Annotated in this window: 20 protein-coding genes and 1 tRNA gene; 10 read left to right on the forward strand and 11 right to left on the reverse strand. The window is 71.3% G+C overall.

Annotation, left to right across the window (positions count from 1 at the left end; all coding sequences use genetic code 11):
- On the forward strand, positions 1-603 hold a 603-nt coding region (locus tag NH287_RS11520; RefSeq protein ID WP_253035738.1), incomplete at its 5' end, for a CdaR family transcriptional regulator.
- A gap of 7 nt (positions 604-610) precedes the next feature.
- Here the strand turns inward: NH287_RS11520 and NH287_RS11525 are convergent.
- The 9 genes from NH287_RS11525 to NH287_RS11565 form a co-directional block, all read right to left on the reverse strand.
- The gene (locus NH287_RS11525) at positions 611-946 is read right to left on the reverse strand and encodes a cupin domain-containing protein (protein ID WP_253035739.1); all 336 of its coding nucleotides are present in this window, start codon (positions 944-946) and stop codon (positions 611-613) included.
- Positions 943-2379: an FAD-dependent oxidoreductase gene (locus NH287_RS11530; protein WP_253035740.1), complete on the reverse strand. Its 1437-nt coding sequence runs from the start codon at positions 2377-2379 to the stop codon at positions 943-945. The genes NH287_RS11525 and NH287_RS11530 overlap by 4 nt, the downstream gene beginning before the upstream one ends.
- Positions 2376-4028 (reverse strand): amidohydrolase, encoded by a 1653-nt coding sequence (locus NH287_RS11535; protein ID WP_253035741.1) that lies wholly within the window; start codon positions 4026-4028, stop codon positions 2376-2378. The genes NH287_RS11530 and NH287_RS11535 overlap by 4 nt, the downstream gene beginning before the upstream one ends.
- A gap of 3 nt (positions 4029-4031) precedes the next feature.
- Positions 4032-4943 (reverse strand): ABC transporter permease, encoded by a 912-nt coding sequence (locus tag NH287_RS11540; protein WP_253035742.1) that lies wholly within the window; start codon positions 4941-4943, stop codon positions 4032-4034.
- Positions 4940-5824, reverse strand: a complete 885-nt coding sequence (locus tag NH287_RS11545; protein WP_253035743.1) for an ABC transporter permease — start codon at positions 5822-5824, stop codon at positions 4940-4942. The genes NH287_RS11540 and NH287_RS11545 overlap by 4 nt, the downstream gene beginning before the upstream one ends.
- Complete coding sequence (locus tag NH287_RS11550; RefSeq protein ID WP_253035744.1) at positions 5817-7004, reverse strand: spermidine/putrescine ABC transporter substrate-binding protein; 1188 nt, start codon at positions 7002-7004, stop codon at positions 5817-5819. Before NH287_RS11550 ends, NH287_RS11545 begins: the two co-directional genes overlap by 8 nt.
- A 37-nt stretch (positions 7005-7041) precedes the next feature.
- Positions 7042-8193, reverse strand: a complete 1152-nt coding sequence (locus NH287_RS11555; RefSeq protein WP_253035745.1) for an ABC transporter ATP-binding protein — start codon at positions 8191-8193, stop codon at positions 7042-7044.
- A 296-nt stretch (positions 8194-8489) separates the two neighbouring features.
- The gene (locus NH287_RS11560; protein ID WP_253035746.1) at positions 8490-9170 is read right to left on the reverse strand and encodes a helix-turn-helix domain-containing protein; all 681 of its coding nucleotides are present in this window, start codon (positions 9168-9170) and stop codon (positions 8490-8492) included.
- Positions 9163-10677: an APC family permease gene (locus tag NH287_RS11565; RefSeq protein WP_253035747.1), complete on the reverse strand. Its 1515-nt coding sequence runs from the start codon at positions 10675-10677 to the stop codon at positions 9163-9165. Before NH287_RS11565 ends, NH287_RS11560 begins: the two co-directional genes overlap by 8 nt.
- Positions 10678-10895: 218 nt before the next feature.
- Here NH287_RS11565 and NH287_RS11570 point away from each other — a divergent pair, with 218 nt between their 5' ends.
- From NH287_RS11570 to NH287_RS11585, 4 genes are all read left to right on the forward strand, one after another.
- Positions 10896-12368, forward strand: coding sequence for an APC family permease (locus tag NH287_RS11570; RefSeq protein WP_253035748.1), 1473 nt, complete (start codon positions 10896-10898; stop codon positions 12366-12368).
- Positions 12369-12387: 19 nt separating this feature from the next.
- On the forward strand, positions 12388-14397 hold the full coding sequence (locus tag NH287_RS11575; RefSeq protein WP_253035749.1) for a primary-amine oxidase: 2010 nt from the start codon (positions 12388-12390) through the stop codon (positions 14395-14397).
- The gene (locus NH287_RS11580) at positions 14360-14896 is read left to right on the forward strand and encodes a hypothetical protein (protein ID WP_253035750.1); all 537 of its coding nucleotides are present in this window, start codon (positions 14360-14362) and stop codon (positions 14894-14896) included. Before NH287_RS11575 ends, NH287_RS11580 begins: the two co-directional genes overlap by 38 nt.
- A gap of 118 nt (positions 14897-15014) precedes the next feature.
- Entirely contained in the window at positions 15015-15854 is an 840-nt protein-coding gene (locus NH287_RS11585) for a sulfurtransferase (RefSeq protein ID WP_253035751.1), read from the forward strand.
- Between the two features lie 3 nt (positions 15855-15857).
- Here the strand turns inward: NH287_RS11585 and NH287_RS11590 are convergent, their stop codons facing one another.
- Positions 15858-17096 carry an FAD-dependent oxidoreductase gene (locus NH287_RS11590; protein WP_253035752.1) on the reverse strand — a complete coding sequence of 413 codons (1239 nt, stop codon included), beginning with the start codon at positions 17094-17096 and terminating at the stop codon, positions 15858-15860.
- 52 nt (positions 17097-17148) lie between these two features.
- Here NH287_RS11590 and NH287_RS11595 point away from each other — a divergent pair, with 52 nt between their 5' ends.
- From NH287_RS11595 to NH287_RS11615, 5 genes are all read left to right on the forward strand, one after another.
- A complete protein-coding gene (locus NH287_RS11595; protein ID WP_253035753.1) occupies positions 17149-18183 on the forward strand; it encodes a zinc-binding dehydrogenase in 1035 nt (344 codons plus the stop codon).
- Complete coding sequence (locus tag NH287_RS11600) at positions 18180-19133, forward strand: aldose 1-epimerase family protein (protein WP_253035754.1); 954 nt, start codon at positions 18180-18182, stop codon at positions 19131-19133. The genes NH287_RS11595 and NH287_RS11600 overlap by 4 nt, the downstream gene beginning before the upstream one ends.
- A 29-nt stretch (positions 19134-19162) precedes the next feature.
- Positions 19163-20638, forward strand: a complete 1476-nt coding sequence (locus NH287_RS11605; protein ID WP_253035755.1) for a serine hydrolase — start codon at positions 19163-19165, stop codon at positions 20636-20638.
- A 49-nt stretch (positions 20639-20687) separates the two neighbouring features.
- Positions 20688-21332 carry an asparagine synthase gene (locus NH287_RS11610; RefSeq protein WP_253035756.1) on the forward strand — a complete coding sequence of 215 codons (645 nt, stop codon included), beginning with the start codon at positions 20688-20690 and terminating at the stop codon, positions 21330-21332.
- A gap of 62 nt (positions 21333-21394) precedes the next feature.
- Positions 21395-21467 (forward strand) — tRNA-Arg (locus NH287_RS11615).
- A 118-nt stretch (positions 21468-21585) separates the two neighbouring features.
- Here the strand turns inward: NH287_RS11615 and NH287_RS11620 are convergent.
- Entirely contained in the window at positions 21586-22032 is a 447-nt protein-coding gene (locus NH287_RS11620; protein WP_253035757.1) for a TIR domain-containing protein, read from the reverse strand.
- Between the last annotated feature and the right edge of the window lie 574 nt (positions 22033-22606).

Raw genomic sequence — 22606 nt, forward strand, 5'->3', positions numbered from 1 at the left:
CAGGTCGCCGACGACGCGGCGCGCCGTCTGGGCGGTCGCGCGCTCGCCGGCTCTCCCGCCGGCAGCGGCGTCGCGATGCTCCTGTCGCTGCCGGCGCGCGACCCGTTCGACGACGACACCGCCCGCGCATTCGCGGTCGCCCTCGGGGGCGATCCCGATCGCACGGTCCTGTCCATCGGCTCGCCCGCGACGGGACTGGACGCCGGCCTCGCGTCGTTGCAGGAGGCGATCGACCTCGCCCGCGGTGCACCGGCGCCGCACTCCGGCGGCCCGCACGTGCGGCGCGCGGAGGACCGCCCCCTCGCGCGGCTCATCACCGCTCTGCGGGACGACCACCGCGTCATCGAGCACGGCGAGCGGATGCTCGCACCGCTCATCGACTACGACCTCGCCCGGTCGGGCGACCTGCTGGACGTACTCGAGGCGATGCTCGCCCATCCCGGCAACCGCACCGCCGCGGCATCCGCGTCGCACCTGTCGCGCTCTGTGTTCTACCAGCGGATCGCGCTCATCCAGGAACTGCTGCGCGCCGACCTCGACGACGGCGAGGTGCAGACCGCGCTGCACCTCGCGCTGCTCGTGCGTCGCGCGACGGTCGGCTGAGTCCACGTCAGGCGCCGTCCGTCACGTAGACCTTACGCAGGGTCTCGGTGACCGTCCACTCCGTCGCCGTCCCGGCCGAGAGGCGGCCGACCGCGCCGGGGAAGAGGACGAGCTCGCCGCCGGCCCACCGCACAGTGGCCCGGCCGGAGAGCACGATGAACACCTCGTCGACCTCGACGTCGGTCGAGGTGCCGGGGGTGTGCTCCCACACCCCGACCGACTCCGTCAGCTCGACCCACCCGGTCTCGGGCGCGCCGGCGACGACCTGCTCGGCGGGGAGGGGGGAGAGGGGGATGTCGAGGGCCGCGGCATCCTGTACCGTCTGCGGCTCGAGGGCACTCACGAGTCGAACCCGAGACCGAGGGCGTCCAGAGTCCGCAGGAGCGCGTTGCGCCGGCCGCGGCGATGATCGGCCCGATCCAGCGACCACCGCGTCGCCTCGATCCCGATCGCGGCCGCCGGTTCGGGCGGGAAGGGCAGCGGGCGCTTTCGCACCATCTTGAGCGCGGTCCGCTCGGTCTCGAGACCGCCGAGCAGGTCGAGCATGACGTCGGCCGCGAAGCGCGTCGATCCGACCCCGAGGCCCGTGAACCCGGCGGCGTAGGCGACGCGCCCGCGCCGGGCGGTGCCGAAGAACGCCGTGAACTGGGTCGAGGTGTCGATCGCCCCCGCCCAACGGTGCGAGAACCGCAGCCCCTCGAGCTGCGGGAACGTCGTGAAGAAGTGGCTGGCGAGCCGGCGCCAGGACTCGGGTCGGTCCTCGTAGCGCGGGTCGACGCGGCGCCCGTAATGGTAGACGGCGTCGTAGCCGCCGAAGAGGATGCGGCCGTCCCGGGTCGGGCGGTAGTAGTGGAACTGGTTGGCCATGTCGCCGATGCCCTGGCGGTTGCGCCAGCCGATCGCCTCCCACTGCGCCTCGCTGAGCGGCTCGGTCATGAGGACGTAGTCGTAGACCGGCACAGTCATGAGCCGGTTGCGGCGCAGCAGCGAGGGGAACACGTTCGTCGCGAGCGCGGCGTGCGCGGCATCCACCCGTCCGTCCTCGGTGACGACCGACACCCCGCCGGCGGACGGTGTCTCGATCGCGCGGACGCGGGTGCGTTCGGCGATGACGACGCCGCGCTCCTCGCAGGCGCGGGCGAGCTCCGCCGCCATCAGGCCGGGGTGGACGAGCGCCGTCGTGTCCTTCTCCCACACGGCGCCGAGGTAAGTGGGCGAGTCGACCTCGCGTCTCGTCGCCGCCTCGTCGAGCAGGATGACGTCCGGGTCCTCGCGCGCCCAGTCCTCGAGCCACGCGAGCTGGTGCTCCTCGACGGCGGGGGCGAGCTGACCTGTCCGCTCGAACTGGATGTCGATGCCGTAGTCGCCCTCCGCAGCCGCGATCGCGTCGAGGTTCTCGCGGCCGAGACGGTCGAGCGTCGGCATCTCGTCGGGCCAGCGCGCCTGTCCGTTCTCGGGCCCGTGCGTCAGACTCGCCTCGCAGAACCCGCCGTTGCGTCCCGACGCCGCCCAGCCGACCCGGTTCGCCTCGAGGACCACGACGCGGAGCCCCGGGTCGCGGGTGACGGCGAGGAGCGCCGTCCACAGCCCGGTGTACCCCGCGCCGACGACCACGAGGTCGGCGCGATGGGTGCCGCGCAGCGGCGGACGGTCCGGGCGCAGGGTGCGGGGCACGTCCTCGGTCCAGAACACGGCGTGCCGACTGTCGTCGAGACTGCGGTCGATGACGGACGCGGCCGGTGGCCGCCGCTCGAAGACCGTGGTGTGGGCGCTCACGCGTCCTCCGACGCGTAGACGCGGGTGCCGTCGACGAAGGTCTGCAGCACGCGCGTCGCCCCGATCCGGTCGGCGGGACCGGCGAACGGATCGCGGTCGAGGACGGCGAGGTCGGCGGCCTTGCCGACCTCGATCGTGCCCGTCGTCTCGTCGAGGTGGTTCACCCACGCGGAGCCGGCCGTGTAGGCGGCGAGCGACGTCGCGAGGTCGATGGCCTGCTCGGGCAGGAACGCCTCGTAGTCGCCCTCCTCGTGTCCCGGTGCGGCCTTGCGGTTGACGGCGGTGTGGATCGCCGCGAGCGGGTCGGGCGTCGAGACTGACCAGTCACTGCCCGCCGCGAGCACGGCCCCGGCGCGGAGGAGGTCGCCGAAGGGGTACTGCCAGGCGATGCGCGGCTCGCCGAGGAAGGGCAGCGTCAGGTCGATCATCTGGGGCTCGTACGTCGCCCAGAGGGACTGCATGTTGGCGGCGACGCCGAGCTCCCGGAACCGTGCGATGTCGTCGGGGTGCACAACCTGCAGGTGCGCGATGTGGTGCCGGCCGTCGGTGCGTCCGTTTCGGGCGATCGCGTGCTCGACCGCGTCGAGGCACTGCCGCACGGCGCGGTCACCGATCGCGTGGAAGTGCACCTGGAAGCCGAGGGCGTCCAGCTGCGGGACGGCCTCGTTCAGGATCTCGGGGTCGACGAACGAGATGCCCGAATTGTCGGTGGGGTGGCCGTGACCGTCGTGGTAAGGCGCGAGCATCGAGGCGGTGAAGTTCTCCGCGACGCCGTCCTGCATGATCTTGATGCTCGTGGCCTGGAAACGGCCGTGGCTGAAGCGCTCGCGACGCTCGACGAGCGACGGGATCTGCTCCAGCCCCGCCGTGCGGTCCCACCAGAGCGCGCCCACGACCTTTCCGGTGAGCGAGCCGTTCCGGGCCGCCTCGCGGTAGGTCTCGCCCTGGTCGACGAGGTCGCTGTAGGTTCCCACGATCGCGTCCTGCCACGCGGTGATCCCGAACGAGTGCAGGTACCGCTGGCCGGCGAGGAGGGCCTCGCGCAGGAAGGCGGGGGAGGGGTCGTCGATCAGCCGGTTCACGAGCGACATCGCGCCCTCGTGGAGCGTGCCCGTCGGGTGGCCGTCGGCATCCCGTTCGATCCGTCCGTCGTCCGGGTCGGGGGTGTCGCGGTCGATGTCGGCGAGGCGCAGCGCAGCGGAGTTCACCCATGCCCCGTGCCCGTCGCGGTTGGGGAGGAAGGCGGGCCGGTCCGGCAGGACGCGGTCGAGCACCGTGGCGGTGGGGGTCCCGCCGGGGAACGCCGACATCGCCCAGCCGCCGCCGAGGATCCACTCCTCGTCCGGGTGGGATGCCGCATACGCCGCGATCGTGGCGAGGTAGTCCGCCTCGGTGGTGCCCTCGCCGAGGTCGCAGCGGAGCAGCTCGAGTCCGCCGGAGACGGGGTGGACGTGCGCGTCCTGGAAGCCGGGCACGAGCAGCCGTCCGGCGAGGTCGACGACCTCGGTGCCCGGTCCGATCAGCTCCGACACGTCGTGCCCGACAGCCACGATGCGCCCTCCCGCGACGGCGACGGCCGAGGCGCGCGAGCGGACGGTGTCGGCGGTGAAGACCGGTCCGCCGGTGAAGACGAGATCAGCGGATGCCACGGCTCATCCTCCTCCCATGGTGCGGGCGATGTCGGTGGCGGAGTCGCCGGCCCGACGCAGGACGATCGCGACGACCGCGAGGGCCACGAGGGTCAGCAGCAGCATCACCGTCGACACCGCCGCGATCTCGGGACGCAGCCCCGACCGCACGGCGCTGAGGACGTAGACGGGCCACGGCGTCGAGCCCGACACCTGCACGAAGGCGGCGATGACGGTGTTGTCGAGACCGAGCGTGAACGAGAGGAGGAAGCCGGCGAAGACCGCGGGGGCCGCCAGCGGCAGGGTCACCCGACGGAACGTCGTGAACGCCGACGCGTACAGGTCGCTCGAGGCCTCCTCGAGGTTGGCGTCCTGCCCGACGAGGCGGGCGCGGACGAGGTAGGAGACGACGGCGGTCGAGAAGAGCGAGGCACCGATCGACAGGCGGACGATGCCGTCGTTGAACACCGCCATCCCGGCATCCTGGCCCAGCATGACGAACCAGGGGAGCAGCGCGACCGCGTCGACGATCTCGGGCGTGACCGAGACGAACAGCAGCAGGCCCAGGAACCACCACACCCACCTGCCGGGGTGGCGGGCCATCGCGATGCCCGCCAGCGTGCCGAGGACGGTCGCGATCGCCGCCGAGAACGCGGCGGTCACGATCGACACCCGGACCGCGTTCTGCGCCGCGGGCTTCTCGAGGATCGTCGCGAACGCGTCGAGTCCGAAGCCGTCCCACGACACGAGCAGCCGGCCCGTGTTGAACGAGTAGACGACGATCACGATGATCGGCGCGAACAGGAAGAGGAGGACCAGCACGCCCCAGACGTTCAGGGCGATGTCGCTCCACGAGCGGTGGGCCCGGCGGTCGCTGCCGGGCAGCGTTCCGTCGCTGCGACGCAGGATCGCCTCGGTCTTGGTGGTGACGCTCATGCCGAGATCTCCAGACGGTTCCGCAGTCGCGCCGGCAGCAGGACGAGCCACACGAGGGCCGCCGCGATGCCGATGCTCAGTGCGATGACGAGCATCAGGACGACGGCCATCGCCGAGCCCAGCGCCCAGTTCTGCGCGGTCTGGAACTGGCTCGCGACGAGCTGACCGACCATGTTGCCCTGCGCGCCCCCGAGGACGGTCGCCGTGATGTAGTCGCCCATGAGCGGGATGTAGACGAGCAGCACGCCCGCGACGATGCCGGGACGCGAGAGCGGCAGCGTCACGCGGGCGAACGTCGCGAACTTGCCGGCACCGAGGTCCTTCGACGCCTCGCGCACGAGCGGACCGACCCGGTCGAACGCGACGAACAGCGGCAGGATCATCAGCGGCAGGTAGTTGTAGACCACGCCCAGCAGGACCGCGCCCCGGGTGTAGAGCAGATCGAGCGGACCGTCGAGCAGCCCCAGTTGCTGCAGGCTCGACGACAGCCATCCCTCCGGCGCGATGATGACCTGCCAGCCGATCGTGCGCACGAGGAAGTTCGTCCAGAACGGGATGAGGATGAGCGCCAGCAGGATGCCGCGGCGCTGCGGGCGCACCTTGAACGCCATCCAGTAGGCGACCGGTGCGCCGATCGCGAAGCAGAGGGCGGTGCCGAGCACCCCCACCCAGAGGGTGTTCTGGAACGTCGTGAAGAAGGTCGGCGACAGCGCCTCGACGTAGCGGTCGAACGAGAGCACGTCGTTGGCGTGCGTCCCGAAGATCCCGGGCTTGTAGCCGAAGCTGAACCACACGACCAGGAGGACCGGGGCGACGAAGAACGCGACCAGCCATGCCCAGGCGGGCAGGGCGAGCAGGCCGCCGAGCGACCGTCTACGCACCCGCAGCGGCCTTCATCTCGTTCCAGATCGCGACGCGCGTCGTCTGCGAGTCATTGAGCTGCTGCTCGTGCATGGTCGCGAGCTGCGCCTCGGTGAAGAAGATGAGATCGGTCAGCTCCATCCCGGCGTCCTCCGCCGTCTTCTGCATGTCCTTGCCGCCGACGTTGTAACCGATGTAGTCGAGGGACAGCATGAGGGACTCGGGTGTGAGCGAGTAGTTGATGAAGGCGTGCGCCGCTTCGGGATGCGGTGCGCCCGCCGCGATCGCCCAGTTGTCCATCCAGAGCTCGGTGACGGGGCCGGGGAGGACCCACTGCCAGCGGTCGGGGTCGCTCGATTCGAGCAACCCCAGGCGGGCGTCGCCGTTCCACGCCTGCATGAGGACCTGCGTGCCCTGCGGGATGGCGTTCGTGCCGGGGTAGGAGTCGAACGCCGAGATGTGCGGCGCGATCTCGTTCACGAGGAACGCGCGGCAGGCCTCGAGCTCGTCGGCATCCTCGGTGTTCCAGTCCAGGTCGTTGGCCCAGAAGTAGGCGCCGATGATGCCGGCTGGGTCGTCCGACATGCTCGTGCGGCCGCTCGCCTCGTTCTGGGCGGCGTCGAAGAAGTCCGACCAGGACGTCAGCTCGCGGGTGATGACGGTCTTGTCGTAGACGAAGCCGGTCGTGCCCCACGCCTTGCAGACGGAGTACTCGTTCTCGGGGTCCCAGGCGCGTGCGAGCGAGGACGGGTCGAGGTTCGAGAGGTTCGGCAGGAGGTCCTTGTTGAGCTTGGCCAGGAGACCGTTCTCGATCATCTGCGGGATGAAGACGCCCGTGGGGACCACGATGTCGTATCCGCTCGTGCCCTTCGCGGCGACGAGCTTCGCGATGAGCTCCTCGTTGGAGCTGTACGAGTCGAGCGAGACCTTGGGGCCGAGCGCCTTCGTGAATCCCGCGACGACGTCGGGGGAGTCGTAGTCGCCCCACGTATAGACGGAGAGTGCGTCCTCGAGCGCCCCGCCGCTGGCCTGCGCCTGCGGGCCGGTGCTCGACCCGCCGCCCGGCGCGCAGGCGGCCATCAGAGCGGCCGTGCCGCCGAGCGCGGCCAGGCTGAGGACCTGGCGCCGCGAGATCTCGCGACGGATGAAGGGGACGGCATCGGCGTGGGCGAGGACGCGGATCGGGTTCGGCTCGGTCATCGGGTGCCTCCGGGTCGGTGAGTGTGCGGTGCGGGGATCATTCGGTGGGAGGGGCGACGTACCCGGCTGCGGCGGCCGCGTCGTCCGAGGGGAACAGCAGCACGTCCTGCGGGCGCCAGCGGCAGACCACCGCGTCGCCGAGGGCCAGACGCGGCGCCTGCGGCGTCGGACGCCGGACGATGAGGCTCTGATCGTCGCCCAGGCGCACGAGGTACTGCATCGTCTCGCCGAGGTGCGAGACGCCGAGGAGCTCTCCGCGCACCTCGTTCGGCTGCGCGTCGGCATCCGTCTCGCCCTCGATCGTGACGTTCTCGGGGCGGACCGCGGCGCTGCCGGTGCCGGAGGGGAGGACGCTCGCCGCCGCGCGGACGCGCACGTGCGGGCTGTCGATGCCGGCGCCGCCGTCGGTCACCGTGCCGCGGAAGAAGTTCTGCTGCCCGACGAACGCCGCGACGTAGGCGGTGGCCGGGCGCGAGTAGACCGTGTCGGCGTCGGCGAGCTGCTCGATGCGTCCCTCGCGCATGATCGCGATGCGGTCGCTCATCGAGAGGGCCTCGCCCTGGTCGTGCGTGACGAAGACGAAGGTGATGCCCAGGCGCGACTGCAGCAGTTTGAGCTCGAGCTGCATCTCCTCGCGCAACTGCCGGTCGAGGGCGCCGAGCGGCTCGTCGAGGAGGAGGACCGACGGCCGGTTGACGAGGGCGCGGGCGAGGGCGATGCGCTGCTGCTGACCGCCGGAGAGCTGCGTGGGTCGGCGACCGGCGAAACGCCGCATCTGCACCATGTCCAGTGCGGCGGTCACGCGCTCCTGGATCTCGGACTTCGAGGTGCGCCGCTGCGTCAGCCCGTAGGCGACGTTCTCGGCGACGGACATGTGGGGGAACAGCGCGTACGCCTGGAACACCGTGTTCACGTCGCGCTTGTTGGGAGGCGTGCCCCGCACGTCGGCGCCGGAGATGGAGATGGATCCGGCATCTGGGTGCTCGAACCCGGCGATCATGCGGAGGGTGGTCGTCTTGCCGCACCCCGACGGGCCGAGAAGCGAGATGAACTCGCCCGGCTCGATGGTGAGGGAGAGACGGTCGACGGCGGTCTGATCGCCGTAGCGCTTCGTGACGTTGGTCAGCACGACGGCGCCTTCTCGGGCGCTCGTCCGGGTCGCGTCCTGCAGGAAGGCTTCGGGTGCCATCGTCACGGGTTCTCCGCTCTTGCGCCGGAGGGCGGCGCGTTTCGCGTCATTCAATACGTCCGGATCGGTTCCGTGCAACGAGGCCGGAAGGGAATCGGACGGATCAGGACGGGCGTACGCGCGGGCTGACAGATTGTCCGGAAGGCGTTCACCGCGCGGTAACAAACTCTTCTCGCGACGGTCGATCGCCTCTCTCCCGGCATCCCTCCCGACGGGCTCGAACGGACGCGAACTGCTCTCATCGCGGCGGGATGCCGACGCTTCGCGCCGAATCGGCACCGCACTGGAAAGAGGGGTCAGCTCACGAGGGGGGCGAGCTCGCCGGCGGCGTCCTCGAGGACGACCGTCAGGTCGCGGGGAGCCTCGATCCGGGCCCGCGTGCCGGAGTAGGCGAGGCCGCCGACGAGGTCGCCCGCGCCGTCGCGGATGGGCGTCGCGAGGCATCCGGACGTCCCCTCGATCCGGCGCAAGGTGCCGCGCGTCGACACGGCGGCCGTCGTCGGAGGCAGGGCTGCGCCGCGCTCGACGAGCAGCAGGCAGCCGAGGGCCGTGGTCTCGAGTTCGCGGGCGGCGCGGTGCGGGTCGGCGAGCGGGAAGTCGGGGTCCGAGTCGGCGACGACGAGCCGTCCGTCGACGAAGAGGACAAGGTGGATGCCGCCCCGCGCCCCTGATCGCAGATCGTCCAGCACCGTGCGCGCGGCGCGAGTGAGGCGCACGGGCACGGCTGCGGCGGCGAGCCCCACGACCTTCTGGCCCAGCGCGAAACCGGTGAGGTCGGGGGTGCGCACGAGGTACTCGTCCTGCACGAGGAGGTTGAGCAGCCGGTAGGTCGTCGCCCGGGGCAGGCCGAGCGCCGCGGACAGCTCGCGGGCCGAGACGCCGGCGCCGAGCTCGGCGACCGCCTCGAGCACCGTCAGTGCGCTGTGAATCGCGCGCGGCTGGCGCGCCGTGATCCCCGGCGGCGGGCTGTCAGGCATGGCCGTCGCCCGGCCCCGCGGCCTCGGCCTCGGCCGGGATGCCGCCCAGCACCTGGGCCGCCACGGGGACGTCGTAACGACCCACCGAGTCGAGGTCGGGGGCGCCCCGCCGCATCCGAACGGTGATCAGCGCCGTCGTCGCGAGTGCCACCCCCGCCGAGATCCACACGCCGACGTTGCCTGCCTGTGCCTCGACGACGAGGTACACCGCGAGGCACGCGATGATCGACACCGCGGCGATCACCGAGACGACCGTCGCGCGGCGGGTGGACTCGCCGATGCGGCGAAGGAAGCGCACCGCCGCAAGGCAGACGATCGCGTAGGCGACGATGTACCCCGACGCCGAGACGACGAGCACGACCTCCATGGCCGCCCACGGATGGGCGCCGGCGGCGACGACCACGACGGGCACGAGGGTCAGGATCGGGACGACGGCGCGCACCGCGGCGATGGGCGTGCGGTGACGCGAGTGCGTGCGGCCGAGCGCGCGCGGCAGCACGCCGTCGCGGGCCATCGCGAACACGATCCGCGTGAGAGCCGTCGTCGAGGCGATCGCACACGCGAGGAAGGATGCCGCGATGCCCACGTCGGCGACCGCCGAGAGGCCGCCCATCCCCATCGCGCCAGCGAGGTCGTCGACGGGTGCGGTCGACGAGGAGAGGTCGCGACCGAGCGCCGCGAAACCGGCGACCTGCGTCGCCGAGGCGAGTAGGTAGAGCGTTCCCGCGACGAGGACCGTGCCGACGACGGCGCGGGGGATCGTCCGCAGCGGTGAGCGCGCCTCCACGCCCAGCGTCGCCGCGCTCTCGAACCCGACGAACGCGGTGAGGGCGAGCACGGCGCCGGCGGCGACAGCCGTCGGCGATACACCGGCCGCCGGCACGAGGGCGGCGACCTGGATCCCGCCGATGGCGACGATCAACGCGATCATGAGACCCACCACGACGGTGACCGAGACGATCTCGACGACGAGTGCGACGCGGGAGGAGAGTCGGATGCCGCGGGCCAGGACGACGGCGAGCACGGCGGCCTCGGCGAGCAGCGCGCCGATCAGCGCCGAACTGGCGTCGACGCCCGGCCACACTCGGGCGAGGAGCATCGTCAGGTAGTGCGCGCCGCCCAGCAGCGAGAACACCGAGATGAAGCCGTACCCGACCACGATCGAGCCGCCGGTCGCGAGGGCGGCGACCGGTCCCGCACCGCGCGCCGCATAGGTGTAGAGCGACCCCGTCGCAGCGAGCCGCCGCGCGAACTGATTGACCGTGGCGGCGACGAGCAGGGCGAGCACGGTCGCGACGGCGACCGCCAGCACGGTGCCGCTCCCCGCCGCACCCGCCACGAGCAGGATGACGGTGGTCGCTGCGGCCGTCGGTGCGACGGCGGCGACCGACTGGGCGAGGACGTCGGCGGGGCCGACGCTGCGCCGGCGCAGGCCGTCGAGCGGCGAGGTGGCGGAGAACGCACGCACGGGCTGAGGTCGCGCGATCGCGCGCTCGAGAGCAGTCATGACGCCTCCGCGTGCCGGGATCGCAGGTGTGACGACGCTAGCGCGGGGTGGTTGCCCGTCCGCTACCGCCGTGTTTCGCCTTCGTGTCTCCGAGTGAGACGGCCACTCCCGCGGTGTCCCACTCGGCGTGCGGCAGGTTTCACGTCGGCGAGACGGTGCGGCAATCGGCGCGGGTCACGCTGGCGTCATCCTTCCCGCCCGACCGAAGGGACCCGGCCATGACCCAACTCCAGTCCAAGGGGGTCGAGAGCGCCGCGCCACGCGTGCTCTCGGGCTCGCTCGGCGCCATCGCCATCGTCTTCATGGTGGTCGCCGCCGCCTCGCCGCTCACCGTCATCGGTGGTGCCGCGCCCCTCGGCATCCTGCTCGGCAACGGCGTCGGCTTCCCCGCGCTCTACGCCGCCAGCGCGATCATCCTGCTGTTGTTCTCCGTGGGCCTCGCAGCGATGTCGCGCCACATCCCTAAGCCCGGGGCGTTCTTCACCTACGTCGGCTACGGGCTCGGCCGGTCGACGGGGCTCGCCGCCGCCTGGGTGGCGATGCTGACCTACACGACGATCCAGATCTCGGTGTACGGCTACGTCGGCTTCATCCTCTCGTACACGCTCGAGACCTACACCGGCGTCGCGGTGCCGTGGTGGGTGTCCGCCCTCGTCGTCATCGGACTCGTCGGACTCCTCGGCTACCGCCACATCGACCTGTCGAGCAAGGTCCTCGGCGTCCTCCTGATCGCGGAGGTCGGCATCGTCGTCGTCCTCGTCGCGGTCGTCCTCTTCTCGGCGCCCGAGGGTCTGAGCCTCGCGCCTTTCGAGCCGGCGAACGTCGTCAGCGGGTCGCCGGGCGTCGGACTCATGTTCGCGATCGCCGCCTTCATCGGGTTCGAGGCCACCGCGATCTTCCGTGACGAGGCCCGCGACCCCGACCGAACCATCCCGCGCGCCACCTACCTCGCGGTCATCGGCATCGGCGTCTTCTACACGGTCGCGTCGTGGGGCCTCGTGATGGCGTGGGGGCCGAGCGCCGTCGTCGACGCCGCAGCGGAGGACCCGGGCAGCCTCATCCTGCGGACCATGTCGACCTACCTGGGGGCGACGGGCGAGATCATCACCAACGTCCTGCTCGTCACGTCGATGTTCGCGTGCGTCCTCTCGTTCCACAACGTCATCACGCGCTACCAGCACTCGATGTCGACGGCGGGGGTGCTGCCCGACCGGCTCGGTGCCGTCCACCAGCGCCACCTGTCGCCGCACGTCTCCTCGCTCGTGCAGACCGTGACCGCCGTCGTGCTGACCGTCGTGTTCGCCGTCCTCGGCCTCGACCCGGTGCTGCAGGTCTTCACCTGGTTCGCCGGCGTGGCGACCCTCGCGATCGCGATCCTCATGGCCGTCACGTCGGTCGCCGTCATCGTCTACTTCGCCCGCACCCGCAGGGACCGCCGCGCGTGGAACACGGTCATCGCGCCCGGGCTCGGGTTCATCGGGCTGGTGCTCTCGGCCGTCCTGATCGTCGCCTACTTCCCGATCATGGTCGGCGATGTGGATGCCGCCGGCACCCCCGTGTTCGCGACGGTCAGCTGGTCGCTGCTCGCCCTCGTCGTGCTGTTCCCCGTCCTCGGATACCTGCAGGCGGCGTGGATCCGCTCCCGCCGCCCCGCTGCCTACGCCAAGCTCACCGACGCCATCGCCGGCTGACCCACCCAGGAGAATCACCATGAGCATCACCGACATCGAGACCGTCCCCGGCTTCACCCCGCCGGCCACGCCCCGGCATCCGCTGTCCTCGCTGACCGCCGACGAGATCCTCGCGGTGCGGGCGGTCGTCCTCGCCCTCCCGTCCACGAGCGACCGCACCCGCTTCGCGTACGTCGGGCTCGAGGAGCCCGTGAAGACGGACGTGCTGGCCTGGGAGAAGGGCGAGGCGGAGTTCCCCGAGCGGCGCGCCCGCGTGCAGCTGCTCGACATGGCGACCTCCGAGTCCCGCGATCTCGTCGTCTCGATCGCGAGGGGCGAGGTCCTCAGCGAGACGGTCCTCGACGGTTCCGCCGGGCAGCTGCCGATCCTCGACGCGGAGTTCGAGGAGGTCGGTGTCATCGCCAACGCCGACGAGGCGTGGGTCGCCGCGCTCGCCGCGCGAGGGCTCTCGCCGGCCGACGTCGTGCTCGTGCCGCTCTCGGCCGGTCACTACGGCTACCCAGAGGAGGAGGGCAAGCGGATCCTCCGCACCTTCGCCTTCCAGCAGTTCCACCCGGCCGACCACCCGTGGGCGCACCCGGTCGACGGGCTCACGGCTTACATCGACGTCGCCGAACGCCGTGTGGTGAAGATCATCGACACCCCCGGATTCGAGATCCCGCAGACCAGCGGCAACTTCGACGACCCCGAGCTGCAGGGGGCACCGCTCGAAGGGCTCACGCCGATTGTCATCTCCCAGCCCGAGGGATCGAGCTTCACGGTCGACGACGAGCACGTCGTCTGGGGCGACTGGGATCTGCGCATCGGGTTCGACACCCGCGAGGGCCTCGTCATGCGACAGCTCTCCTTCCAGGGGCGGCCCGTCATGTATCGCGGATCCATCAGCGAGATGGTCGTGCCCTACGCCGACCCCGCACCGAACCGCTTCTGGCAGAACTACTTCGACACCGGCGAGTACCTGTTCGGGCGGTACACGAATGAGCTCGCGCTCGGCTGCGACTGCGTCGGCGACATCACCTACGTCGACGCGGTCCTCGCCGACGAGCTCGGCTCGCCCCGCACCGTCCGCAACGGCATCTGCATGCACGAGGAGGACTTCGGCACGCTCTGGAAGCACACCGACCTCTTCACCGGATCGAGCGAGGTCCGTCGTCAGCGACGCCTGGTGATCTCGTTCTTCACGACGGTCGGCAACTACGACTACGGCTTCTTCTGGTACCTCTACCTCGACGGCACGATCGAGTGCGAGGCGAAGCTCACCGGCATCCTGTTCACGTCGGCCTATCCGGGCGACGGCTACCCGTACGCCTCGGAGGTCGCACCCGGCCTCGGTGCGCCGTACCATCAGCACCTCTTCTCGGCCCGGCTGGACATGACCGTCGACGGCGTCGCGAACGTGGTCAACGAGATCGACGCGGTCCGCGTCCCGATCTCGAGCGGCAACCCCGCCGGCAATGCCTTCACGAAGCAGGTCACGCCCATCGTCTCGGAGGGGATGTCGGGTCGCCTCGCCGACGGCTCACGCGGACGCGTCTGGCAGATCGCATCGACCGAACGCACCACCGAGCGCGGCCAGCCCACCTCCTATGTGCTGCACCCGACCGAATCCCCGGTGCTGCTCGCCGACGACGCGTCGTCGATTGCCTCGCGGGCCGCGTTCGCGACGAAACACCTGTTCGTCACGAAGTACGACCCCGCCGAGCGGTACGCGGCCGGCGACTTCGTCAACCAGCACCCCGGTGGGGGTGGCATCCCCGCCTTCATCGCGGGCGACGAGCAGCTCGTGGGGGAGGACCTCGTGCTGTGGCACACCTTCGGGCTGACCCACTTCCCGCGCAACGAGGACTGGCCCGTCATGCCGATGGACTACGCGAAGTTCCGGCTCTCGCCGTACAACTTCGCCGAGCGCAACCCGGCACTGCACGTGCCGGCCCCGCTGGCGCACTGCGCCCCCGGCGGTCACGAGGCGCACGGCCACGACGCGCACAGTCATGAGGCGCACGGCCACGACGCGCACGGTCACCACTGACCTGCGCGTGGAAGCCCTTCACCTCTGGGCGATCGCGCCCGCCGCGGTCGGCACGTGCTGCGTCGCTGCCGACCGCGGCCGGTCGCGGGCACCGGAACTGCTCGTCTCGCTGCTGATGGTCGCGGCGATGGTCGACGTCGCCCTGCTGGGGTTCATCGCTCCGGTCGGGTGGGCGGTCGCCCTCGTCGTCGCTGCGCTCGTGCATTCCGCCGTCCGCGGGCGGCGGAGCGGCGCGGCGGGACTCGACCGCATGGCCGTGATGAGCGCGCTCGGACTCATCGTGATGGCGGTGCAGGTCGTCGCGATGGCCGCGGGTCATGCGGTGCCCGCGCACGGACACGGTGGGATGCCGCTGGCCGCCCTCGTCGCGGCGACGGCGGTCGCGTACGCCCTCGCCGCCGCGATGCTCGCGGTGCGGCATCCGGGCATCCTCTCCCGTCTGCAGTTCGCCGGCATGGGCGCCGCCACCCTGCTGATGGCCGCCGCCGCCCTCGTCTGACGCCCGCCCCGTCGGGCCACGGCGCTCGCGAGGCGTCGCGGATGGTCGCGTTTGGCGCCGGCGGGCGACCATCTGCGACGCCTCGGCATGCACGGGCCGGCGGTCGTAGGGTCGAGCCATGGCAGCGCGATTGATCGACCCCCACGAGCTCGAGCGGATGATGCGGGATGCCGCGCCGCTGACGGTCCTCGACGTGCGGTGGCGGCTCGACCGCCCCGACGGGCGGGCGGACTACGAGGCGGGTCACATCCCCGGTGCGGTGTACGTGAGCCTCGACGACGAGCTCGCCGCCCACGGCGCGCCGGAGGACGGCCGGCATCCGCTTCCCGACATCGCCGACCTGCAGACCGCCGCCCGGCGCTGGGGCGTCGACACGGGCGACACCGTCGTGGTCTACGACGACTGGCAGACATTCGGCGCCGCGCGCGCCTGGTGGGTGTTGACGGATGCCGGGGTGCCGGACGTTCGCGTGCTCGACGGCGGCCTCGGGGTGTGGCGAGACGCCGGCCTCCCGCTCGAGTCCGGGCCCGTGCACGCGGCGCGCGGCGACGTCGCGCTGACGCCGGGACACCTGCCGCGCCTCGACATCGACGAGGCGGCGGCGCTGCCGGCATCCGGGATCCTCTTCGACGTGCGCGCGCCCGAGCGCTACCGCGGCGACGTCGAGCCGATGGACCCGCGGGCGGGGCACATCCCCGGCGCGGTCAACGCGCCGACGGGCGGCAACGTCGACGAGCACGGGCGTTTCCTCTCGCCCGAGCACCTGCGTGAGCGCTACGCGGCGCTCGGCGTCACCGGCGACACGACCGTCGGCGTGAGCTGCGGCTCGGGGGTGTCGGCCGCGCAGGCCGCGTTCGCGCTGAGCCTCGCCGGCATCGACGCGGGGCTCTACGGCGGGTCGTGGAGCCAGTGGGCGAACCACCCCGACCGCCCGGTCGCGACCGGCGACCGCCCGTAACGCTCAGCCGAGGACGGCCCGGGCCGCGCGTTCACCGGAGACGAGCGCGCCCGCGATCGACGGCGTCTCGCGGTGATCGCCCGCGAGGACGACCCGATCCGACAGGCGGGCCGGCGACGCGTGCCGCAGCGGCGGAGGCAGAGCCGGCAGCGCGTGGGGGATGTCGTCGCGGCGCAGCAGCTCCCAGCTCCGCGCCTCGGCGCCCCACATCCGCTCCATGTGGGCGCGCACGGCACGCTCGTCGGCACCGCTGCCCAGCAGGCAGCTCGCCGCCACGAGGTGCCGGCCGGCGGGCGCGTAGGCGGGGGCCGTCCGTGACATCACGACGCTGTTGACGATCGGGCCCGAGCGCTCGCCGTCCACCGCGAGCAGAGCGGATGCCGGTGCCTCCGGCCCCGTGCCGAACCACCACGTCTGCAACCCCTGCATCGGCGGTGCCGGCAGGTCGGTGAGCCCCGCCAGCGCCTCGCCGCCCACGGCGACGACCACCTCGCGCGCGGCAATCGGGGCGGCCCCGTCGAGCTCGACACGGTCCGCGCGGACGTCCATGCCGCGCACGGCATGGGAGAGACGGATGTCGGCCCCCGACGCACGGGCGAGGTCGGCGAGCCGTCGCGGCAGGGTCGCGACACCCTGCGCGGGCACGCCCGGGCGGCCGAGCGCGAACAGCCGGGCGAGCAGCGTCGCGTACGCGCCGGACGTCGCGGCGCCGTCGTCGGCGAGCACGCCGGTGAGGAACGGTTCGAGCACCGAGCGGCGCAGCGGACCGGTCAGCCCGACGCGGTCCCACATCTCTCGCAGGGTCGCGTCGTGTCCCTCGGCGACGGATGCCGGGCGCACCAGCGCCGGCACGAGCCACCGGGCCGCGGCCACGAGGTCCCGCGTCGAAACGAGACCCGAGAACGCACCCGCGACGGTGGCCGGCAGGAGCTCGGGATGCCGCAGCGGATGCGCGAGGACGTCCGACCGCCCGCCGCGCACGACGCGCACCCCGACGGGGAACGGGCGCAGGTCGAGGTCGGCGGGGTCGAGCGCGCGGGCGAGCGCGTCGTAGCGGGGGTTCACGACCTGGAACCCCCGGTCGAGCAGGAACCCGTCGACGCGGTCGGTGCGCTGCCGACCGCCGACCTCGTCGGCCGCGTCGAGGACGACGACGTCGCGTCCGGCGCGGGCGAGCAGCGTCGCGCAGCGGAGCCCGGCGAGGCCCGCGCCGATGACGACGACATCGTGGAGTGCGGCCATGGCGACAGCCTCGCACAGCGCGTCGCCCCGGCATCCGTAGTTGAATTCAAGGATGCGAGCTGCATATATGTACGGTCCCGGTGACGTCCGCGTGATCGACGCCCCCGAGCCCCGGATCGAACAGCCCACCGACGCGGTCCTCCGCACCGTCGTCGCGTGCGTGTGCGGCAGCGACCTGCATCCGTACCACTCGATGACGCCGACCGAGAAGGGGCGATCGATGGGGCACGAGATGATCGGCGTCGTCGAGGAGGTCGGCTCCGAGGTCCGCACGGTCGCGCCCGGTGACGTCGTCATCGTGCCGTTCGTCTTTTCGTGCGGCGCGTGCGAGTTCTGCCGCGCAGGGCTGCAGACCTCGTGCCGCTTCGCGGGCCTCTCGGTGCCCACGGGCGCCGGCGGTGCGCAGGCCGAGCGTCGGCGCGCTCCGTTCGCCGACGGCACCCTGTACCGGGTCGACGTCGCCGAGGACGACGCCCGGATGCCGGGCCTCCTGACACTCAGCGACGTCTACGGCACGGGCTGGCACGCGGCGGTCACGGGCGGCGTCGCGACCGGCACGGACGTCGTCGTCATCGGCGACGGCGCCGTCGGGCTGCTCGCCGTGCTGTCCGCGCAGAGGCTCGGGGCGGAGCGCATCATCCTCATGGGCCGCCACGAGGCGCGCACCGACCTGGGTCGCCGGTACGGCGCGACCGAGGTCGTCGCCGAGCGCGGCGAGGAGGGCGTCGCCGCCGTCCGCGAGCTGACCGGCGGCCTCGGCGCGCACGTCGTCATCGACGCGGTCGGTCACCTGCCGGCGTACGAGCAAGCGCTCGGCGCCGTGCGCGCGGGCGGCACCGTGACCCGCGTCGGCGTGCCCCAGTACCCCGACGCGCCGCTGCAGCGGGTGCAGTTCGAGAAGAACGTCACGGTCACCGGCGGCGTCGCACCGGTGCGGGCCTACATCGACGACCTCCTGCCGGGCGTCCTCGACGGTACAGTCGACCCCGGGGCCGTCTTCGATCGCGAACTGAGCCTCGGCGAAGCCGCCGACGGCTACCGCCTGATGGATGACCGCGCCGCCCTGAAAGTGATGCTCCGCCCGTGACCTCCGCCCTGCCGCTCTCCGGCACCCAGCACACTCTTCGCTTCGGCCCGTACGAGGCGGTCATCGCCTCGACCGGCGCCTCGCTGCGCGTCCTCCGCCACGACGGCCGCGACCTCATCGTCCCGTTCGACGCCGACGAGGTGCGCCCCGACTATCGCGGCACGACGCTCGCCCCCTGGCCGAACCGCATCATCGACGGCACGTACACCTTCGACGGCCAGGAGCTCGTGGCGGCGCTGACCGAACCCGAACGCTCGCACGCCCTCCACGGCCTGCTCTCGTGGGCCGACTTCGAGCGCGTCTCGGGCACCGAGAGCACGGGGACGCTCGGCGCGACCGTCGTCCCGCAGTCGGGGTACCCGTGGCGCGTGCGCGTCGAGACGACGTACGCCCTCGGCGCGGACGGGCTCACCCAGACGGTGCGTGCGCGCAATCTCAGCGACCGGCCCGCACCGTTCGGCACCGGCCCGCACCCCTACGTGAAGGCCGGCCCCGCACCGCTCGACGAATGGACGCTCGCGCTGCCCGCGGCATCCGTCCTCGAAGTCACGCCCGACCGGCTCAGCCCCGTCGCGCTGCACCCCGTGACCGACCACGACCCCGAGCGGTTCGACCGGCGCGCGCCGCGGCCGCTCGGCGACGTGCAGCTCGACCACGCGTTCACCGACCTCGAGACGGATGCCGCCGGTACGGCCGTCCTGCGCCTGACCGACCCGTCGGGTGTCGGCGTCGAGGTCACCTGGGGTGCGGAGTGCCCGTGGGTGCAGGTCTACACGGGCGACAAGCCCGACGGGCCCGCGAACCCGGCGCACCGCAACGGTGTCGCCGTCGAGCCGATGACGTGCGCGCCCGACGCGTTCAACGCCGCCTCGTACGACTACGACGCGGGCCTGCTGGTGCTCGAGCCGGGCGCCGAGTTCTCGGCGTCGTGGCGCATCGCGGCGATCTGACCCTGCATCGTCATCCCTAGGATGGCGACATGACGTCGACGTCCACCTCCCTGCCCCGGTCCACCCCGTCCGCGCAGGGGGTGGATGCCGCCGGTGTCGAACGCCTGCTCGACGCCGTCGGGCAGACCGACGCCGAGATGCACAGCCTCATGGTGCTGCGCCACGGCACCGTGATCGCCGAGGGATGGTGGACGCCGTTCGCGCCCGATCTGAAGCACCTGGTGTACTCGCTGTCGAAGACCTTCACGTCCGCCGCTGCCGGTCTCGCCGTCGCGGAGGGACGTTTCGGACTCGACGACGTCATGATCGACCACTTCCCCGAGCTGGTGCCGGACGACGTCGACGACAAGTATCGCCGGTACCTCGTGCGTCACGCGCTGACGATGTCGAGCGGGCACGAGAGCGAGGTGCTCGACCGTGCCGCAGCCGCGGCGGAGGGTGCGGGGGGCGACGTGCTCGCGGGGTTCTTCCGCGTTCCGCCCGAGCGCGAGCCGGGCAGCGTCTTCGCCTACAGTCAGCCGACCATCTACGGCGTCGGGCGGTTGGTCGCCAAGACGACGGGCGGGACGATCCTCGACTACCTGCGCCCACGCCTGCTCGAGCCGCTCGGCATCCACGAGGCGCAGTGGATGATGCTCGGCGACGTCGAAATGGGCTTCAGTGGCATCCACGTCTTCACCGAATCGCTCGCCAAGACGGGGCAGCTCGTCCTCGACGGCGGCCGCTGGCAGGGTGAGCAGATCCTCGACCCCGAGTGGGTCGCCACCGCCACGTCGAAGCAGATGGACAACGACACCGCGCACCGCGGCCCCGGCGCGCCCGAGCCGATCGACTGGCAGCAGGGGTACGGCTTCCAGTACTGGATGAACCGGCACGGCTTCCGCGGCGACGGGGCGTACGGCCAGTTCATCATCGTGTGGCCCGAAGAGGACGCCGTGATCGTCACGACCGGCGAGACGATCGACATGCAGGAGCTGCTGAGCCTCATCACGACGCACCTGCACCCCGCGATGACGGGGGCGGGCACCGCCGAGGCCGATGCGGCGCTCGCGGCGCGGCTCTCGTCGCTGGCGCTCCCGCTGCCGGACGACACCGATGCGGGCTTCGCGGGGACTTTCGACGCCGACGTGTCGTCGCCGGTCGTGGGCCCGTTCTCGTTCGGTGAGGCCGTGCCGGGTGCTGAGCGCGTCGAGGTCGCCGAGGCGGGCGACGGGTGGACTCTCCGGTTCCTCGGCGACGGTCTCGATGTGACTCTTCCCGTCGGTCGCGGCACGTGGGCTGAGGGGGAGTGGCCGGCGCCCGCCGACGGGCTCGACGCGGTGCCCTTCCGCGCCGTCGCGGGCGTGGACGCGGACGGTGCGTGGCACGCGCGGTTGCGCATGATCCAGACACCGCACTCGCTCCTCGTCGACATCGCCCCCGGCGGCGCGGCCTCGATCGCCTGGCGGTTCCCGCCGCTGCGCGGCGACGGCCCGGCCGGTCACGCGCTGCCGTCGCTCGGCTGACCGGCATCCGCTGCGCCTGCCTCGGTAGAATCGTCGGTGAGGGGTGAGCGTGACGGACAATGAGCGGGTCAGGACCCGGGACGTCGTCGCCGAGGGGCTCTACATCGCGTCCGCGGCGACGCGTTTGGCGTTGAAGAACCGCATCCTCGTCGACATCCTCGTCGACGGTGACGACTTCGATCCGGAGCGCTTCCTCGGCGATGCCCGCGACATCCTGGTCTCACTCGCCGAAGAGGCTGAAGCGGATGCCGCCCGCACCGACCGCGAACGCAAGGCGGCGCGCACGCGCTACTCCGACTCGAGCGGAACGCACGACTACCGCAGCCGCGACGTCCGCAACCTCCGCCGTCGTCGCAAGCAGTCGCTGCACGTCGCGAAGGAGCTGCGCGCCCGGGCCGAGGACCAGGAGGAGCTGCGCAAGCTCGTCGTCGACGCTCGGGACGCCGCGTGGGCGGAGGTGTCGAAGAACATCGACCGGTCCCTTCGGATCACGGCGGCGCGTCCCGACCTCGACGCCGACTACGAGCGGATGCGGGTGGCCCGCATGCAGGCGCTGCGCCTGGTCGACCTGCCCAAGCTCCGCGCGCACCGACGCAGCGTCGCCAAGCAGCAGGCGCTGCGCGACGAGGGCGTCGAACCCGAGCCGATCCTCGAGGCAGGCCCGGGCGGGATCGATCCAGGCGAGCTCGAATAGGCCTCGATTTCGGATGCGGCCCGCGGTGACGTATGCTGTTCCTCGGCCCGGAAACAGGCCATGCGCCCGTAGCTCAATGGATAGAGCATCTGACTACGGATCAGAAGGTTAGGGGTTCGAGTCCCTTCGGGCGCACACTGTGTTGAGACAGTAAGAAGGCCGGAACTCCGCGGATGCCGTGAGTGCCGGCCTTCTGTCTTGTGCGTCTCTGGCCTCGGAGCGAAAGCCCGAACAGCTCCGACCTCTCACCTGATCAGACGGCGGAGAGCCATTTTCCAAAAGACTCGTGAGTGCGCTTTCCGACCATGACCGATGCCGAGGGCTTGAAGAACTTGCTGCCCGTGATGTGGGTGTAGCCCGCCAGGTCGGATGGCCGATAGAACTCTCCATACGGGAGTATCGCCGTCTTGCTGGGTCCAAGCTTGCCGTAGAAGTACCCGAACTCGAACATGACGTTGAGGTTCGGCATCATCACATCATTACCGCGAATCTTGGACGGCGATTCGGGAGACATGATGAGCAAGGCGGCGTCGACCTCGTCGCAGATCGCGTCTAGATCGCCGAGCAGGGTTCTGCCGGGTGTGAAGGCCTCCCACCACCGAACGAACTTAACCGTGCCGCTCTCGAAGTGGTCGGCGACGACTTTCGCTTGTCGCTTCGCGGCCGACGATGAACCAATGAAGATGCGCGTGGTTGGCATGCATTGTCCCCCAACTGTGTAGATGTCTAGACCGTAGCGGCAGCAGGCGCGGATAGCGCGAGTTCTGGACTTCTTTCTTGTCCGGACTTCTCCGGGGAGCGACTACCCGATCAGCTCCGGGTCTACTCCTCAATCCCCTGGTCATCACCGCCCGGTCGCGGCAACTTGCGCCCGCCCATTCGATCCGAAGGTCCGGCCGCGGGTGTAGAGAGATACTCAAGAACTCGCGTCCCCTCGAAGTGCTCGCGGAGGCTCGTGAACTCTCGATCCGTCCGCCATCCGCAAGACCCGCAGACGATCGAGTCGTAGAACCCTAGCTCCGGCTCCACCACTTGCTCAATGTCCTCTTCGAGCTTGTAGGACTCGCACTTTGGACAACGCAGCGGCGGCCCATCCTCGCGCTGCCGCATCAGCCTGCTCATCACATTCAGCACTTGGCCCGTGGCCGGTCAAGTCCCGTGGAGTGGTGTAACCGTTTCGTGATCCTTCAGGGATGTGGGGGCTAGTTTTCGTTGTGATTGCAGATGCTCGCGACGAGCTCACTCACGGTGTCGGAGTACAGCCCAGGAGTGGG

Origin of the sequence: Microbacterium sp. CnD16-F, from assembly GCF_024124465.1 — a bacterium.
Classification (GTDB): domain Bacteria; phylum Actinomycetota; class Actinomycetes; order Actinomycetales; family Microbacteriaceae; genus Microbacterium; species Microbacterium gawkjiense.

Coding starts and splice junctions, on each gene's coding strand:
- NH287_RS11540 (WP_253035742.1), bottom strand. CDS start 4,943: ATGAGCGTCACCACCAAGACCGAGGCGATCCTGCGTCGCAGCGACGGA.
- NH287_RS11550 (WP_253035744.1), bottom strand. CDS start 7,004: ATGACCGAGCCGAACCCGATCCGCGTCCTCGCCCACGCCGATGCCGTC.
- NH287_RS11555 (WP_253035745.1), bottom strand. CDS start 8,193: ATGGCACCCGAAGCCTTCCTGCAGGACGCGACCCGGACGAGCGCCCGA.
- NH287_RS11560 (WP_253035746.1), bottom strand. CDS start 9,170: ATGCCTGACAGCCCGCCGCCGGGGATCACGGCGCGCCAGCCGCGCGCG.
- NH287_RS11565 (WP_253035747.1), bottom strand. CDS start 10,677: ATGACTGCTCTCGAGCGCGCGATCGCGCGACCTCAGCCCGTGCGTGCG.
- NH287_RS11570 (WP_253035748.1), top strand. CDS start 10,896: ATGACCCAACTCCAGTCCAAGGGGGTCGAGAGCGCCGCGCCACGCGTG.
- NH287_RS11575 (WP_253035749.1), top strand. CDS start 12,388: ATGAGCATCACCGACATCGAGACCGTCCCCGGCTTCACCCCGCCGGCC.
- NH287_RS11580 (WP_253035750.1), top strand. CDS start 14,360: ATGAGGCGCACGGCCACGACGCGCACGGTCACCACTGACCTGCGCGTG.
- NH287_RS11585 (WP_253035751.1), top strand. CDS start 15,015: ATGGCAGCGCGATTGATCGACCCCCACGAGCTCGAGCGGATGATGCGG.
- NH287_RS11590 (WP_253035752.1), bottom strand. CDS start 17,096: ATGGCCGCACTCCACGATGTCGTCGTCATCGGCGCGGGCCTCGCCGGG.
- NH287_RS11595 (WP_253035753.1), top strand. CDS start 17,149: ATGCGAGCTGCATATATGTACGGTCCCGGTGACGTCCGCGTGATCGAC.
- NH287_RS11605 (WP_253035755.1), top strand. CDS start 19,163: ATGACGTCGACGTCCACCTCCCTGCCCCGGTCCACCCCGTCCGCGCAG.
- NH287_RS11620 (WP_253035757.1), bottom strand. CDS start 22,032: ATGCCAACCACGCGCATCTTCATTGGTTCATCGTCGGCCGCGAAGCGA.